The 16,685-nt window shown below is 42.0% G+C and carries 12 protein-coding genes; 4 read left to right on the forward strand and 8 right to left on the reverse strand.

From position 1 onward, the window contains the following. Window positions 1-85 precede the first annotated feature (85 nt). Complete coding sequence (locus tag L7A31_RS05465) at window positions 86-793, reverse strand: hypothetical protein (RefSeq protein ID WP_237360485.1); 708 nt, start codon at window positions 791-793, stop codon at window positions 86-88. Further along, complete coding sequence (locus L7A31_RS05470) at window positions 774-1,478, reverse strand: hypothetical protein (protein ID WP_237360486.1); 705 nt, start codon at window positions 1,476-1,478, stop codon at window positions 774-776. The genes L7A31_RS05465 and L7A31_RS05470 overlap by 20 nt, the downstream gene beginning before the upstream one ends. Window positions 1,479-1,621: 143 nt before the next feature. On the opposite strand from L7A31_RS05470, the gene L7A31_RS05475 reads away from it, so the two are divergent. After that, complete coding sequence (locus tag L7A31_RS05475; RefSeq protein WP_237360487.1) at window positions 1,622-2,170, forward strand: recombinase family protein; 549 nt, start codon at window positions 1,622-1,624, stop codon at window positions 2,168-2,170. On the opposite strand, the gene L7A31_RS05480 is transcribed toward L7A31_RS05475, so the two are convergent. Next, on the reverse strand, window positions 2,163-2,417 hold the full coding sequence (locus L7A31_RS05480) for a helix-turn-helix domain-containing protein (RefSeq protein ID WP_237360759.1): 255 nt from the start codon (window positions 2,415-2,417) through the stop codon (window positions 2,163-2,165). The genes L7A31_RS05475 and L7A31_RS05480 overlap by 8 nt on opposite strands. Before the next feature lie 213 nt (window positions 2,418-2,630). On the opposite strand from L7A31_RS05480, the gene L7A31_RS05485 reads away from it, so the two are divergent. Both L7A31_RS05485 and L7A31_RS05490 read left to right on the forward strand, forming a co-directional pair. Beyond that, window positions 2,631-3,167 carry a VspR family transcription factor gene (locus L7A31_RS05485; RefSeq protein WP_237360488.1) on the forward strand — a complete coding sequence of 179 codons (537 nt, stop codon included), beginning with the start codon at window positions 2,631-2,633 and terminating at the stop codon, window positions 3,165-3,167. Continuing rightward, window positions 3,164-4,543 carry a DEAD/DEAH box helicase gene (locus L7A31_RS05490; protein ID WP_237360489.1) on the forward strand — a complete coding sequence of 460 codons (1,380 nt, stop codon included), beginning with the start codon at window positions 3,164-3,166 and terminating at the stop codon, window positions 4,541-4,543. Before L7A31_RS05485 ends, L7A31_RS05490 begins: the two co-directional genes overlap by 4 nt. A 143-nt stretch (window positions 4,544-4,686) precedes the next feature. On the opposite strand, the gene L7A31_RS05495 is transcribed toward L7A31_RS05490, so the two are convergent. Continuing rightward, window positions 4,687-5,694, reverse strand: coding sequence for a DUF4917 family protein (locus tag L7A31_RS05495; protein ID WP_237360490.1), 1,008 nt, complete (start codon window positions 5,692-5,694; stop codon window positions 4,687-4,689). Between the two features lie 343 nt (window positions 5,695-6,037). On the opposite strand from L7A31_RS05495, the gene L7A31_RS05500 reads away from it, so the two are divergent. Continuing rightward, window positions 6,038-10,513: an NACHT domain-containing protein gene (locus tag L7A31_RS05500; RefSeq protein WP_237360491.1), complete on the forward strand. Its 4,476-nt coding sequence runs from the start codon at window positions 6,038-6,040 to the stop codon at window positions 10,511-10,513. 184 nt (window positions 10,514-10,697) lie between these two features. Here L7A31_RS05500 and gmtX read toward each other — a convergent pair whose 3' ends face one another. The 4 genes from gmtX to L7A31_RS05520 all read right to left on the reverse strand — a co-directional run bounded on the left by gmtX (window position 10,698) and on the right by L7A31_RS05520 (window position 16,624). Continuing rightward, window positions 10,698-11,342, reverse strand: coding sequence for a gamma-mobile-trio protein GmtX (gmtX, locus tag L7A31_RS05505; RefSeq protein ID WP_237360492.1), 645 nt, complete (start codon window positions 11,340-11,342; stop codon window positions 10,698-10,700). Continuing rightward, entirely contained in the window at window positions 11,335-13,926 is a 2,592-nt protein-coding gene (gene gmtZ / locus L7A31_RS05510; protein WP_237360493.1) for a gamma-mobile-trio integrase GmtZ, read from the reverse strand. The genes gmtX and gmtZ overlap by 8 nt, the downstream gene beginning before the upstream one ends. A gap of 149 nt (window positions 13,927-14,075) precedes the next feature. Then, window positions 14,076-15,398 carry a gamma-mobile-trio recombinase GmtY gene (gene gmtY / locus L7A31_RS05515; RefSeq protein WP_237360494.1) on the reverse strand — a complete coding sequence of 441 codons (1,323 nt, stop codon included), beginning with the start codon at window positions 15,396-15,398 and terminating at the stop codon, window positions 14,076-14,078. A gap of 182 nt (window positions 15,399-15,580) precedes the next feature. After that, window positions 15,581-16,624 carry a GMP reductase gene (locus L7A31_RS05520; RefSeq protein WP_237360495.1) on the reverse strand — a complete coding sequence of 348 codons (1,044 nt, stop codon included), beginning with the start codon at window positions 16,622-16,624 and terminating at the stop codon, window positions 15,581-15,583. Between the last annotated feature and the right edge of the window lie 61 nt (window positions 16,625-16,685).

The following is a 16,685-nucleotide window of genomic DNA, read 5'->3' on the forward strand; positions in this document are numbered from 1 at the left end:
CAGATCATACTTAATTTGAGTGATTCAGTTTGTTTTTTATCACACCATCAATAGTTTACCTATCAATTGAGAGCTTCCTTCCATTCTATCGCTGAAACCGATTGACCGTCGTTCGATAGGAGCTCGGTATTAGTGGATCTTGACCTTCTTTTTTCCGCTTTTGGTTTAGCTTTTCAACTCGTTCAAGGAAGTCTTTGTGTGCTTTGGTGTAATTGATGGCGAGGTAGGTTTTGCAGTGGTCACGAACTACTTGATCTAAGAGTTCGACTATCTCTTTATCGCGCTTAACTGTACGATTCCCTTTCTTTGAATGCTCTGGCATCAGCGAGTTTTTCTTCCAACCTGATTCAACATAAAGCTGTATCCATCTAGCAAAGGTTCGCCATTGTGGTGGGTTATCGTCTTTGAATTCTATACACTTCTCTTTCAACCACGGCTCTAACCATTTGGCTGTGTACCTTGGTACCTGTGAGTCTAGTACCGCTTTCACGTATCGATATCGTCTCTCCATTTCTTGCTCATTTTCTGCTTGCCGTGGAGAGCTTTTAGGTTTTGATTTCTTGCGTACAGGATTAACAAACAACGATTCTGGAATTTCGCTTCTGCTACTTACAGCGAGTAGCCCGTTGGTGATATGAGACTCTATCTGCTTCCGAGAGAAAGTGAAGTTTCCGCCTTGCTCGATATCCTTAAGCGATACTTCTGTTTGGTTTAACGAGCTGACCTGAAAATAGGACTTCTTGTTTCCCCTGAAGCTTTTAATCAGCACTAAATTAGGATCTCGAAAGTTCACCATTGCTCCTTACTTTGAGTCGTTTACGCATCGATTCAAGAGAAATCGGCTTATACTGACTTTGGCCACTCTTCTCGCGTTCAATATTTAGCTCTTTCAGCTGTTTCAAATATCGTTTGTATGCTGTCGGCGCTTTTATATTTGTGTCGAATGTTCCCAATACTTTCTTAATCAACAAATCATGTTCAACTGGTACTTTTGCGTTCCGGTTCCCTGACTTCAAAAATGCAGGAATCAAACTTGATTTATCATAATTGGAATCAACATATGCTTTTACCCATCGGTACAGCGTGATAGGGCTTGGCGGTTTTCTATCGCCTATTTCCAATGATTTAATTTCGAGGTAGGAAGCTAGTTTCTCTAGTGATCCATACGATATATTCGCCTGTACTGCGCCTTCGACATACAGCAGTCGTTTACGTTGCTCATTCATTGACTGTTCAAGTTCAGGTGAAGGTTGATTGTCCAATTCGGTCAACAAAGCTGGCAGATCATCTTCAGTTCCAAGCGTAAACACTTCATCCTGTATGAGGTTTTTTAGCTGATCTATTTGAAAATGAAACTCCGCATTCGACTCAACGTCTCTCAATATTGCTTCGCCATGCACGAGACTCTGAATACGAAGAAATAAAGTATTGGATTTTTTTTTACTAACCAGAAGAGCTTGCTCAACAATCATACTCACTATGCATACCTCACAAGCAAAGTCATTTAGGGTATACCCTAAATCAACAAAAACTCGGCAACATATTCTTGTTCATTTAGAGTAGATAAATTACTTATTCAACACTATGTTCATTAAGTCTAGATGCTAAATGAGCAATCGCCATGAGCAAAATTGGTTATGCCCGAGTTTCGACGTCAGATCAGTCGTTGGACGTTCAAATTGAGAAGTTAAAAGCAGCAGGTTGTTCGAAAGTATTTTCAGACACAGCAACAGGGTCATCTACCAATCGGGAAGGCCTTGTCAACTTGATGGCTTATCTTCGTTCAGGAGATACTTTAGTCATTACCAGAATTGATCGTATCGCGAGATCAGTGCTCGATTTACAACAACTCATTAAGCAATTGCAAGAGCAAGACATTGCTTTCTCAGCGCTTGAGCAACCTGTATCCACTGACTCTGCCTCAGAGAAAGCCTTTCTAGATATGCTAGCCGTATTCGCTGAGTTTGAGCTGAATATACGCCGAGAGCGTCAGTTAGAAGGCATTACTGCGGCCAAAAAAGCTGGAAAGTATAAAGGCAGGAAGCCACTATCAGAAAGCGTTGCGACCCAAGTTAAACAGCTTTATGCCGAACGGACTAGTGTTTCGTCCATAGCTCGCACTTTAGGAATCTCTCGAAACAGTGTCTATAAGATATTGAAGTCTAGTTAGATTCAAGCTGAGTAAGGATAGCTTTGATTTCTTCATCGTCCATACTTTCCAACTTAACCATCAGTTCGGCCATTATCTCAGACTCACAAAAGAAATACGCGACGGGCACATTCAATTCAGCAGCAATACGTTTAAGCGTTAGGTAGTCTGGGGTGTGGCGGCCTTTTTCATAATGGTTCATGCGAGCACTAGCCGTGCCTTCTTCCATCCCCAACCGAACACCAAGCTCTTTTTGACTTATACCCATAACTTTACGCGCCTGTTTAAGCCGAACGGGTAATGGGCTGACGATTTGTTTTTCCACTTATTCATCACTAGCGAACCTTTAATACTTAGATTGTCTTAGTTCTCACTAGAAAGTATACTAAGTAATCCTTAGTTTTCATACCAACCATGATGGTACAAGAACGATTAGTACAGAGTTAATAGACATATACTTATATATCATTCAGTTATGACCATGAAAAAAGCAGCAATAGAGTTAAACAAAACACTGTTAGAGATATTGAGTAGTGATTCTTTGACAACCTTTACCGTTCTCGATGTCCAAAAAGCCTATATGGAGCGAGTTCCAAACGATGGTTCTATGGAAGGTATAAAAAAGATGATATATCGGCAGATATATCGACTGGCCAAGTTTGGCGTACTTCAACGTGACTCCAAACAAGGGAGAGTCGTTTACTTTTCCAAGACAGATCTGTTCAATAAAACCAAATTTATTCCTAAATTTGTTGGCAGTCAGGCTGTAACAATGCCTGTAAGCAAATCAGACCAAGATTTTGTGAAGGCTCTTAACGATAAAAAAGCTCAGTATCAAGTAGAGATGCTTACGGCGCTCGGCGAAGCTGAAGAGTTGAAAGCACTCATGGAAGAGTTCCCATTTAACCAGAAACGTCTGGCACCGATATACATCAGCGCAAGAGAAAAGAGTTCAATACTAATAGGCCGAATCAATGCAATCGACCTTAGTTTGACGCAAATGGCAGTTCAGGCGTGAAGCTAAGGCATTGGCAACAGCAGTGTGTAACCACTGCTCTTTCTCTCTATCAAACGCAAAATCATTTCTTCTGTTTGGCGACACCCGGTGCGGGTAAAACTGTAATGGCGGCATCTCTTACCAAACAGATGCTTCTATCTAAAAAAATCGATTTCGTCATGTGCTTTTCTCCTTCAACTCAAGTGAACGAAAGTACTCGCGCTACCTTTGAAGCCATTTTAAATAGACGCATTGATGGCAAGTTGGGCTCGCTTGGCAGCGTACAAACATATCAATCCATGAACACATTGACGCCTACGTTTTGGTCTTTGATTGAAGAACACAATGTCATGGTTGTTTTGGACGAAGTCCACCATTTAAAAGGACATGAACTTCCCTGTGCCAATGCATGGGGCGAAGAAGTTTTAGTCCATATACAGGACAAAGCAGCGTATACATTAGCAATGTCTGGAACACCTTGGCGCTCTGATCAAGCGCCAATATCTCTGGCTCGATTCACCGAACCTGACAATACTATTCATTGCGACTTTTCATATGGATTAGCCGATGCAATTAAAGATAGAGTATGCCGTATTCCACAGATTGTTTTGGTCGATAACGAATGCATCAATGTTTCTTCCGAAAATACGTCTGAATGCTTCGAGTCTATATCGGATTTGCTCACAAACTCGGATATCGCATACCAACAACTTGTTGAGGATGAGCAAGTTATTCGCTACATGCTAACGCACGCAGTGGAAAAACTCTCAGAGCTTAGGCGAACAGAACCAAACAGCGCAGGTCTAATCGTTGCCTCCTCTATCAAACATGCATATTTTATTGAAAAACTGCTTAATACTCATTTCAATCAGTCGACAGAAATAGTTACATCCAAACACCCTGATGCCAATGAGCGTATAGAACGATTCAATCACTCCAATACCGAATGGGTTGTCAGTGTGGGGATGATTAGCCAAGGAACAGACATTCCACGCCTACAAGTGTGTTGCCACCTCAGTCGTATTCGTACCGAAATGCATTACCGACAAGTTCTTGGTCGCGTATTACGAGCAACAAGCACAGAGCCGCAGTATGCTTGGTTATATACACTCGATCATTGGAAGCTCGCTGAGTTTGCACAGAGAATCAATGTGGATTTACCCGAAGTAAATGTTGTCTTTAAAAACGCAGAAAACCTCAACGAGATATCAGAAAACGATAATGAAGTTTCATCCAAGACTTTCGTGCGCTCACCCATTGAAAGTTCAATCAATATCTCGGAGCTAAGTACAAGCGAAGTTTGTGGTAACTTGCCTAACTCATTTAGCTCCTCACCCTACAGTGAGTTCTCCATTACAGGTAGGTTTAAGCAACGGGTAGTAGCATTGTTTACTTAGCTGTAACTGTAAACTCATCAAAACAATAAAATAGACTCCAAACATTCAAACCAAGCACATTATTGAACAATAACTCACTAGCGCAATTGCACTAACAACACAGTGATCTGTTAGAAAAAGTATCTTGGAGATATAGTCGTTTATTACGCTATAGGCTCATTTAAATCCAATGTTCCAAGTGGATGAGTAGTGGAATCAAAGAAGTATAAATCTTTGCCTTGCAAGCACTGAGATAATCGAGATTTAAATGAAACAATTTCTGCATTGTCGAGTAATGGCCACACACTTACAGCAACACGAGAGATATTACTATCATTAACAGCATCAATGATATGCTGGTCGTAATCCTTGTGTAAAGAGTGCCCCAAGACAACCAAACCGCCTTTAGTTTTTGTCAGTTTTTCATAACAGAATCGTAAATAATCATTACGCTTGATTCTTGACAACTTCCACTCGGAACTTCCTTCAGAAATGAACAGGGGGAATCTTTCAGGGTGAGCAAGGTCAAATAGGTCAGTTAAACGCTCTAGTCCGTTAGCCGTAAGTTTTTGGACTTTCCCATCACTTCGTTCAACCAAATGTATTGCTCCATGTAGATAGTGGAGCTTGGTTCTATCGGCGGGCACTTCTGTGTCCGAAAGATCAAAACAATTTCCATCGCCCCAGAAATAGTCTTTAAAACGCCATAAATCCGAGTCCATGACAGCCCAATACGGAATCAAGTCATAATTTGTCGTAAATACATTTTTATACGGTCTTAACTGCCTATTAACTTCCGCCACATCTGCGACACCAGGAGCAATATGAGCGTAGTTAACAGCCGAACCAAGAGCATTTTTTGTATTTTCATAAAGGTGCTGGATTCCCTCTTTTTGAGGCTCGCCAAGTTGTTCATCTACTAATTTTGCATGATATAAAATCCGCAAGACATCTTCAAAGTTTGAGCTATTGAGGTGATCGAATAAAGCTAACCCCTCAGCTTCCAGCTGGACATCAACTCTGTCACTTTTTGCTAGGTCAAAGAGTGTTCCATAACCAAACTTTTCCCAGATATTGATACTGAAGCCATTTCCTAAGAGTAAGTTTTTCCAACCTAGTTTGGAAAGCTCTTCCCAATCTACTAAATTCTCATCAATCTTTAATTCTGGCAATTTAGCCTCCTAATCTGATATGTAGTACAACGCTTCACAGACAGAAACTCTCCCTATTTACTTTCCACCTATAGTGCAGCTAATTGTCGAGAAACTAAATTAATATCAAATTGTTATGTAACTGAAAAGCCAATTTAAGGAAAAATAGTGGAAGCATTGGACTTAAACGTTCTAATGCAACTGAGCCTGAGGTTCACTTCTATTCATAGGATATGAGCGATGGATTGGATAATTGAATTACGTCAACAAGATATTCCAGTTATTTGGTATATTATTCTCCCAAGTCACCACTTATCAAACTGCAACCTGGCAACCTTCAAGACAGTAAAAAGGACATATAAACTTGATTAATTTTTCTTCTATAAATACCTTCAACAAAGGTCCTCGGGAGTCCTTTGAAGATCTAATTTGTGTACTTGCTCGTAGAGAGAAACCTGCAAATGGTATTGAATTCCAACCAAATGATGGCTGTGGGGGAGATGGAGGTGTCGAGGCACTTTGGATTCTAAGCAATGGAAGAAAAATTGGTTATCAAGCAAAATATTTCACTACCATAGGTGATTCCCAATGGAGTCAAATGGATGAGTCGGTGAAACAAGCGTTGAAGATACATCCTGAACTTCAAACTTATATTTTCGCAATACCTAAAAACTTAACTCCGCCTAGAGGAGCAAAAGGGAAATCTCAACGCGAGAAATGGGATGAGCGAGTAAGTAAGTGGCAAGGCTGGGCGGAAGAAAAGTCAATTGACCTTAAATTCGAACTTTGGTCTGAAACTGACCTAAGCGAAATGCTCCTTCGAGAAGAAAATGTGTCATTGAACAAGCTTTGGTTTGGCGGCGATGTATTGAACGATACTTGGTTTAAAAACCAAATTAACGTAGCAAAACGAGTGCTGGATGATCGTTTCAACCCCCACGATCACGTCGAAGTGTCTATTGAATCTTTGTTTGATACCATGGCCCGAGGTCCACACATTACAAAGCAGTTGATCGGCGCATTCACTGATCTTGAGGCATCAAGAGTTCCAACTATAGAGTTTACCACCGCAGGCCATGCTCCGGACGCCGACGTCCTTTTAATGGCAAATGATTCGTGGAAAGAATTGGTAGAACTTAAAAGTTCGTTTACGCACGACTTTACTAAAAAATGGGACACTGAGTCGGCATCGATTACTTTAGATCGCCTTCAAGATTCTATTTGGACGCTTGAAAGGCAATATACCTCAATAGATGAAGGCATATTGGTAAAGGATGATCAAAGGAAACTTGACGATGTGGTCCGAAGTCTTCGGGCACTATCCTCCTCTTGCGCTACATTAAAACAAATTCTTCGAGACACCAATCTTCAAGCTGAAACATTTCAATGCGCTCTAGTTTATGGTCCAGCAGGTGCAGGAAAGTCCCATCTTCTTGGGCAAGTCGCAGAGCAGCGAACCAATGCTGGTTTACCCACAGTTCTAACGTTAGGTCAAAGTTTTTCGACATCAGTGTTCTGGGAACAATTCGGTGGTATTTGTGGTCTAGAGGGTAGAACCGCAGATGATATTTTGGGAACCCTTAATGCTGTTGGTGAGCGTAAAGGAGAGAAAACAATTCTGCTATTTGACGCAATCAACGAGGGTGCCGGTGCTCATTATTGGATGCATAACCTACCAGAAGTAGTCAGTGCGATTCAAAAGTACCCATATTTATCAGCGGTATTCTCTTGTCGCGATGAGTATATTCCTTACGCAATTCCAAAGAGTTTACAAAAAAAAATTCCTCAATTTTTGATCAATGGCTTTTCCACTCCTGAGGAATTGGAACAAGCAGCGATCCGATATCTTGATACCAAAAGCATAGCTCGACCCAATACACCATGGTTATCACCAGAATTTAGCAACCCATTGTTCCTAAAAACTGTTAGCGAGGCTTTGCATGCCAAAGGGCTTACGGAATTTCCTCGCGGGTTGAACGGAATATCACAAACGATGGCACTATATCTTAATGCGCTAAGTTGGCGCACTGGGATAGGCACTGCAAACTCAGATACTATTTCAGCGTCTATTAAAAAGTGTGTAGATCTCTTCGCGAATAAGATGGCGAGAAGTGGTTGCGATTTCATTGAAATCGAAGATGCGACAGTATTTGCAGACGAAAGCTTTAAGGGTAGGACGGCACCAGAGGGAAAAACTTGGCTACAAGTTCTAATAGAAACAAGCTTGTTTCGAATCGACCCACCTCCTTATTCGGAAAGTGTTGATCCATTTAATCCACCTTCAAAACTCGTACGATTCTCATTTCAGAGATTCCAGGACCACCTCATGGCGACACATTTGCTTTCAAAGGTGTCTGGAGATCAAATCGATAAGGCTTTCGATGCTGGCTTTCCTCTAAATTTCCTTTTTTGGGATGGGCAAACTGATAACGGTTTTCACTATAAATATACGGGATTGGTTAGCTCATTATCCACAATCTACCCGGAGAAGCTTGGCGTCGAGTTTGCTAAAACTCTCCCAAATTGGGAGCTTCACTGGAAAAAAGACCATCAGCTCCAAGAAAGCTTTGCTGAAAGTTTTAAGTGGAGAAGTACGGATGCATTTTCGGATGATACGCGAGAACTACTGAACCGATTAGATGGTCACAGTGTAGAACCTCTAGGGCTCCTCTTAGAAGTTTCGATGACTATTGGTCATCCTTTTAACGCTCTTCGCCTTCACGAGCACCTAAAGCAGTGGAAAATGCCAGAAAGAGATAGTCATTGGACACATTGGATAAATTGGGCGTCGCGAGAAGAATTCAACCAGGTTGAAAGAATTGTCTCATGGGCGTTGTCTGAGCATAGTCGCACCGCAGATTTGAAACATTTGGAGTTAGCTTCATTAGTTCTGGCATGGTCCTTAACTTCGTCTCACCAGACATTGCGTGATAAGTCGACTAAAGCATTGACGGCGTTGTTTTTATCAAACTCAAATATATTCACCTTCGTACTAGAAAAGTTACATGATTGTGATGATCCGTATGTTATCGAGCGGCTCTATGCTGCTGCATTTGGAGCTTGCTGTATCGATCAAAGTTCTGAGCGTTTAAATATCTACTCGCATGAAGTCTTCACCAAGGTATTTTTGAACAAGCAGCCTCCGGTAGCTTTACTCACTAGAGACTACGCATTGGGAATCATTGAACTTGCCAATAGCAAAGAGGTGTTAAATAAAAATGTTAACCTTGAGAGTTGCTATCATCCACTAGGTTCTGAGCCACCAACATTTGACCTGACTGAAGATGAAGTGAAGCAAATAGCTGAAGAAAGGGGTGGAACAGAAATTTTCGATTCAGCTTCAAGTAATTGGGGTGACTATGGAAAATACACTATTCCAGGTCGTGTACGCAATTTCTTAACAACTCCTCTTGTTAGCCCAAAACCAGTTTCGAAAAAAGCACTAAAGCGAGTTTTCGTCGAAGAAGTGATAAATCCTTACGCTGAACGCGTAAAGGCTCTGGAGGCATTTGAGAAAGCATCTAGTTCAAGGTCTCTAGCTATTTTTACTTTTCAATCAGAAAATGAGGAGGTAAAAAAAGATATAGCTGCTCTAGAGAAATCAATAGTTGATACCCGCCGATGCTTAGAAAACTTATTAGATGAAAAAGAGCTTGAAAGGCTTTCGTTAGACTATTTTCACGATGATGGTGGATACGAGGACTATGACAAAGTTAATGTGCAGCAATGCAGATTATGGATCACTAAAAGAGCTTATGAGCTTGGCTGGAACTCCGAACTATTTCCTCGGGACGGGCACGGCACTAGTTATTCAAGACATGATAATGACTTTGAGCGGATAGGGAAAAAGTACCAACGTATAGCACTAGATGAAATTCAAGCTAGATTAGCAGACAATTTTTGGATACTCCAAGGGTGGCCTGAAGAGCCGAATACCTATCGATACAGCAACCATGATTTTCGACGAAACATTGAACCAACAATACTGCCTTTTGAAAAGCATAACAGTCTCCCTGAAAGCTGGATTGTCGAGCCGATTATCCAGCTCCCTGAAGTTGCTGAAGAAAATTTAAAGCAGTGGCCATTTGAGGAAGATCCGACGCTATCGATAATTGAGAAACTATCTAGAGTCGATGAGAATAATAAAAACTGGAACGTATTGTATGAGTTCAATTGTGTAAGTGAAAAATATCAAGGTCGCAGAATTGGCATGCACGGGATGCGATATGAAGAGTTTAGATTCCTTTATTGCGTATTCCTAAAAAAAGGAAGTGCAAGAAAGCTAGCGGAGTTCCTTGAAGATAAGCATAGCCTTGACGCTGACTCTTTTAAACCGAGGGGATTTATTGACGGCCCATATCTTCGCGAAGCATATTGGCGCAGCACATGGGAATCCGAAAAGTTCTCAGAATCTCTGTGGGGTGGCCCCGAAGATTGCGAATTTGCAATCCCAATAGCCGACTATCTTTGGGAGAGCAACCAAGATAAATCTCTTCCTAATGGCTTCTCATGTTACTTGCCACAAAAGTGGTTTGCCGATGAACTTGAATTATCGATGTCTGAGAGCGAATCAAATAAATGGCTGAATAAACTTGGTCATGTTGTTCTGCAAACTCAAGAACCATTTGAGCACCAAACCGCATTCGTTATTGAAGAGGAAACTCTTAATGATTATGTTATCAAGTTCGATATCGAGCCAGTTTGGGTCATGATTGCAGAACGAAATACGTGGCCGAATGGAGATAATGATGAGTCTTGTTGGCGTCGCTCCGAAGGTGTTGTTTGGCGTGAGGAAGGAACCTGGCAAAAAAAAGCGTGGAACAAAGATACAAAGCGCTAGTCCACACTGAATATGGGTATTAGCTCAGATGTGACTTTCTAGGAAGACAGCGTCAATGAAAATTTGCCTTTCATTTGTTGACGCTGCTACAAAACGCTCAAACTGATTATTCAGATTACTCTTCGTAGGGAAGCCAGTTAACTGCGTGTGAATAGTACAGAGACCTTATCGAACTCGTAATGTTTTATTCCCCAATTAATTTGCGGACCGCATTCACATAGCCACGCTTGTAGATTTCTAAACCATCCTTGTCTTTAACTTGGCCTGTAGGCATTACCAACCATTGCATTTCATCGAAAAACTGTTCAGAAATTGCAGCTTCTAAAGCTTGAAGCTCTAGTGGAGTCAGCTTATCTGCATTGAGTATGTAGCTTGCTTCTACAGGCTTGGTTCTATCGATTACGATATCCGCGTTTGCCTTCAGAACATTGAGCTGATCTCTGAATTTGTTTCTTTCTGCTATCAATGAACCAACAACGGCACGAATAACCGGGTCGTCTATCGAGTCTAGGATATGCTGATCGTTGCAGTTTAGAATTTGCTTTTGGCGAACAGAAAGCGGCTTTTTACGCGTGGTTCCAGCATAGCTTGCCCAAACGTCTATCAAATGCTGAAAGTGTTTGCCTGTTCGGTTGCGAATGGTCTGAGTGGAAGGTCCTCCCTGCTCTTTAGACAGCTTGCCAACCGTCGCGATGGAAAAGTCTAAAGTTGATGATTTACTTTGCTGCTCGAGCACGCTGTGCAAAACTCGAAGTGCATTCTTCGTTCTCGATGTAGCACTCTCACAAAGCTCTTCCAATACAATATTGGGGTCAACGGGATTAGACATTCTTCTTCGCTCCTACTCGGTTATTCGAGGAAAGATCTGCCAACCGCAAGATATTTATCCCCGTTTTTGACTCAATAGCTCTGACGCCTATCTCTAACAATCCGGCATCTTGCAGGTACTTTTCCGCGTCAAGATAAGAAGAGAGGATGTCCATCGCCTTAACCTTGTCTGACTCTCCTGTCGCATTGAGCATTGCATTGACCATGGCATTTCCCGCAAGTAATTGCATCTCGTCATCGAGTTGCATCAAGAAAGGCATATAGCCAGACTTCATTAGCATCGCGTTGAGTCTGTTAGAGCGATGGTTAATCGCTGGCGTTTTCTTTAAGTCATCACGCAAGTCAGCGAATACTTCTGCATCATCACATAGCTGGATGAGCTGCCTGAACTTGGATTCTGTATCAACGAAGCTAAAGTAAGGAGAGATCTCAGAGTGTGAGCCAATCGCAACAACCTTTTCTTTCGTATCTTCTTCCTCTCTTTCTTGTTCAAGCTTTAACAGTTTTCGGATCACCTGAAAGCAAGCGACCAAATCCTTGCAATATTCATCAGCATCCACCTTTTGTTTTTCAACACGCCTATCGAGATTACGAAGTTCTTGGTGTTTGGTAAAAGGTTCTCCATTTACCTCACAAAAGTACTCTTCATCCAACAAGGTCTGCTGCTCAGCTTCTAGCTCAGCTGCAATTTTTGCTGATTCCGAAGCGTGGTAGCTCAGGTTATTGAAATGCGCGGTCAACGAATGTATGTACTTAATATCTGTGATAAACCAACGGCATCGTATACAGTTTTCACAACCATGAGGTACTGGCCCATACAGATCAGCTTGGTTTCTATTGGCCTTTTTCAATCTCTCCCCGCCATTCCAGCACCCAGCAATAGCACTGTTTTCAACAAGTGGTGTCGTATTACCTCCAACTAGACAAATACCAATTGATCTTTCTTGCCACCCTGCTGGATTGCGAACTCTCAAAACAGTTTGTAGTGATTCGATGTCTTTATAGGCAGCTTTCAGCCCTATCTCTTCGATTGATTTATTGGTTAAAAATGCCATTAAGCTATCTTCATCTTGAACATCGATTTTCTGCTCTGCCGCTTTCATTTTCTTGGCCATCATGACTGGCGTTACTTTGGTGTAATGCATGGTCATGATAAGACGGCTGTGACCAACCAATAGCTTCGACAGCACAGGAGTAGGGATCTCTCCTTCAATGGCATAGCACGTTATTAGAGATACACGAATAGAGTGCAAAGGAAATAAAGTCTTGCGAGGATTTTCTACGTCTATAAAACGAACTAAGCTGCCATCCAATAGCCTATCACCACTGTCTTGGATAGTTTTTTCCAACTGTGACATCAAAGATACCCAAAGTGTATTTAGGTACCCAGAGGTAATAGGCATGGAACGTTCACTAAGGAGGGGAGTAGCTGCATTGCGAAACAGAAAGCAGATATTACCTATCTCACTGCGCTGGGTATCCGTTTTAGTGCTGCCAAAGTGTTTGAAGTCAAGGTCATAGATTGATGTAGGAGAAGAAATAGGATTGTACTTTTCTTGCCAGTTACGGAGTTTTTCTAACCAATACAACACTTCCTCATGCTGCCACGGAATCACATATCCACGAGTCACTTCATCTTTATTCCGGTCTGCTGTTTTGTTGGTGTTAACGTACAGCCCAGTCATTACATCACCAATATCTGGTGTCACAATCCGATGAAACACTCCTTTTTGCCATGGCCGTTTATCACTACCTTCTGCAAAGCTGTTCACTTCATTTTTGACCCACTGACCTCGCTCGTAACGCCAAGTATCGGCTTCCCCAGAATCAAGCATTCGAACCTGGAATGTCCTAAGCGGTAGCTGAAGCTTCATATACAAGGCCATAGCGCGAACAGGTGACCAAATAACAAAAAATCGATCGCCTTCTTTGTATGTCTTCAGTACTCCATTGACTCTAATACTCCTTGCTTTGTCTACAACGACTTCCTGCCAGACACAGTCTGGATCCTTTTTATCTACTAACGCTTCATCAACGATAAACCAGTCCCTAAGGTGGCGACCATTTAGTAGAAAAGCGTCACTTTGCTCGATTGCCCACTTCCATTGGTTAAAGTGACCTTTTTCTTGAGGACAAAGTATCTTCCGTAATTTCTTGATGTAGGTGTATGGCAAGGCGTTATAAACAGTTTCTTGATTACGTACTGGATTCGAGCCTTTTTCAAATGGGTTACGAAACATCGCAATCAATTCACCATCATCATTTGGCTGAGAGTAATAGGTTTCGATAAGCCAATCGATAAACGCGCACACCTCATTGTTTTGGCGGACTCTATAGTTTTCCGATAGCTCGAATGTCGTTAGGAATTGATCATAGTCTTGCGGACCGATTTCAAAAAACTCTACGGGATCTGTGATAAATCGAGGAACTAGATAGTCACCCAAAAAGCGGTTCAAGGCGTTTCGTTTATGGTCAACACCATAATGCTTCTGGTTTAACCAAGTGGCTGCCACTTCACGCCAAGTATCCCAACCAGAACCATTTTGCTCAGTAAACCAGAAGAACTCATAATCCGTTGATTTCATACTGTTCTCGCCTTGAACTTAGGATGTTTACCAGTGAATAAGCCATCTGGATCAATATCCTCAAATCCAGTTTCCATGATGCGACTCCAGCTCAGTTCGACATCACTCTTGAAGCTTGTTTGCTGATTGTCATTTAAGTTTTTCGATGCTCACTCACAAGCAAGAGTCACATCGCGAACCCCTGGCTGCGTATATATACTTTGTGACATTAGAGACGAGTGGTGTAATGCTTTCTTGATGATATGAATATCCATCCCTGCATTTGACATTCGTCTACCATAAGCATGGCGATGACCATGGGGTGAACGACCTTCTGGTTTTGATACGACTAGCCCTACTCTCGCCATAGCAGATTTATAGTTTTGATTGAATGCATTCAGCGTTAAAGGATTGCCAAGCGAATTTTTTGAAAAAGAAACAAAGGCATAGGGATGTATCCGTTCTAGTGGTAGCAGGTGAAGTAAATACTGTGCCCATAAATACGAAAAGACTTCTCCATAATAGGCTGGGAACCAATGAAGCTGAATATAGTTGTCATCATGGTCAACAATTTTTGTCTTCCAACCTACACGGGCAGTGCCTGTCAGTTTGTTTCGCGGAGTTAAATGATACTTTTCTTGGAGATAGGCCGCTCTTGTTGATTGTCGCTTTCGACCTCTCCAATTATTTGGCGCTTTGCCATCTTCTGGGTGATACAGACGAACCATCACACTATCGGAATTCATCGGATCTAGAAATACATCATCGACCCACAGGTGTAGTGCGTCACTTTCTCTCACCCCTGCACCATGCATTAGCAGTAGTATCAGTTGATCTCGCAAAGCGACTCTCTTATCTCTCGAACTACCAATACCTTGAAGGAAAAATTGCTTGAACAAATTTTCTGGAAATGAAATAGCGTCGCCATCGACTTTGATGACATCCTTTTTCCCGCGAACCTTTCTCACCTTTTTCATTAGCTCAGGTAGAGCATTATTTTTAATGTGACCTAAAAAGTTGTACTGATTTCGCTTGTACCAAGCCGCATAGTTTAGTCTTTCTTGATGCGACGATGCCTCTTCAAAAGGATTCAAACTAAGAGTTTCGTTGTTCTTTGAAAGCCAATCAGTAAGTCCATTTAACGCTGAAAGCAGTTGATTGACATTGGAGGTTGATCTGGGCAACCAATACAGCCCTGATAAGTCATCACCTTGTTTACTAATCGTACCTGAAGATAGACGTTGTACGAAAGATTGAAACAGAAGGCTTGGATCTGAGAACAAACCTCGGTTCACTTCCATGTATTCAAGCAATAACTGGCATGCAAGAACTACGCGATTCATCCAAGGAAGGCTTTTAATATGGGATTGGCTAACGATGTAATCCAGTAAAGGTTCGAATACACCTTGCTCTGTTAATAACGCTGGACACTCAATCATCGAGCCTGAGTGATCTGTTTTAACTTGAGCTTGCACTTTTACAATGGCAGCCATGAAACACCATATTGAACTAATAGAGTATTAGTACATATAGTATGGTTTTTGCTATTGATCTAATAAGAAAGGCAGAACTAGATCTTTCACTAACTCTGCCTTATGAATGCTTTTAGTATATATTTAAGTGCTATAAATATATTTTATGGTTGTTTCAACACATTTTCCGAATAATTGACGTTTTACTCTTTACCGAAAACGTTGTTTTCTTGTTCTTGAACGCGGATAAATGTAGTACGCTTAGTTAGCTCGCGAAGCTCTGCCGCGCCTACGTATGTACAGGTTGAACGCACGCCACCAAGGATGTCTTGGATAGTGTTTTCTACTGGTCCACGGTATGGCAATAGTACGGTTTTTCCTTCCGCTGCACGGTAGCCAGCTACACCACCTGAATGCTTGTTCATCGCGGACTGTGAAGACATTCCGTAGAACTTCATGAAGGTTTTGCCGTCTTGCTCAACTAACTCACCGCCTGATTCTTCGTGAGCTGCTAGCATACCGCCAAGCATCACAAAATCTGCGCCGCCACCAAATGCTTTCGCTACATCTCCAGCACATGAACAACCGCCGTCACCGATGATACGACCACCTAGTCCGTGAGCTGCGTCTGCACATTCAATGATAGCTGATAGCTGTGGGTAACCAACGCCAGTTTTAACACGAGTAGTACATACAGAGCCCGGGCCAATGCCCACTTTTACGATGTCTGCACCAGCTAGGATAAGCTCTTCAACCATATCGCCAGTGACAACGTTGCCCGCTGAAATGACTTTGTCTGGGAAAGCGTTGCGAACTTTTTGTACGTATTCAACCAAATGCTCTGAGTAACCGTTAGCGATATCAATACAGATGAACAGTAGATCATCGCTCAACGCCATCACGTCTTTCGTTTTTTGGAAATCTGCTTCAGATGTGCCTGTTGAAACCATCGCGTTGTTCAGCGTCTTTTGGTCAGCACCTTTTACGAACTCAGCCCACTCAGCTACAGTGTAGTGCTTGTGTACTGCCGTCATAACTCCATGTTCTGCTAGTGCTTTTGTCATCGCAAAGCTACCTACAGAATCCATGTTTGCTGCGATAACAGGTACGCCAGACCATTGACGACCACTGTGCTTAAATGTAAACTCGCGGGTTAAATTTACTTGAGAGCGACTTTTAAGTGTTGAACGTTTCGGGCGAAACAGTACATCTTTAAAACCGAGCTTAAGTTCTTGTTCGATACGCATTATGCATTTCCTTGATTATCTACAAATAAGTGCCTTGCAATTTTGATTTGTCGCGTTGGCA

Source organism: Vibrio marisflavi CECT 7928 (assembly GCF_921294215.1).
In the GTDB taxonomy this organism is placed as follows: Bacteria; Pseudomonadota; Gammaproteobacteria; order Enterobacterales; family Vibrionaceae; genus Vibrio; species Vibrio marisflavi.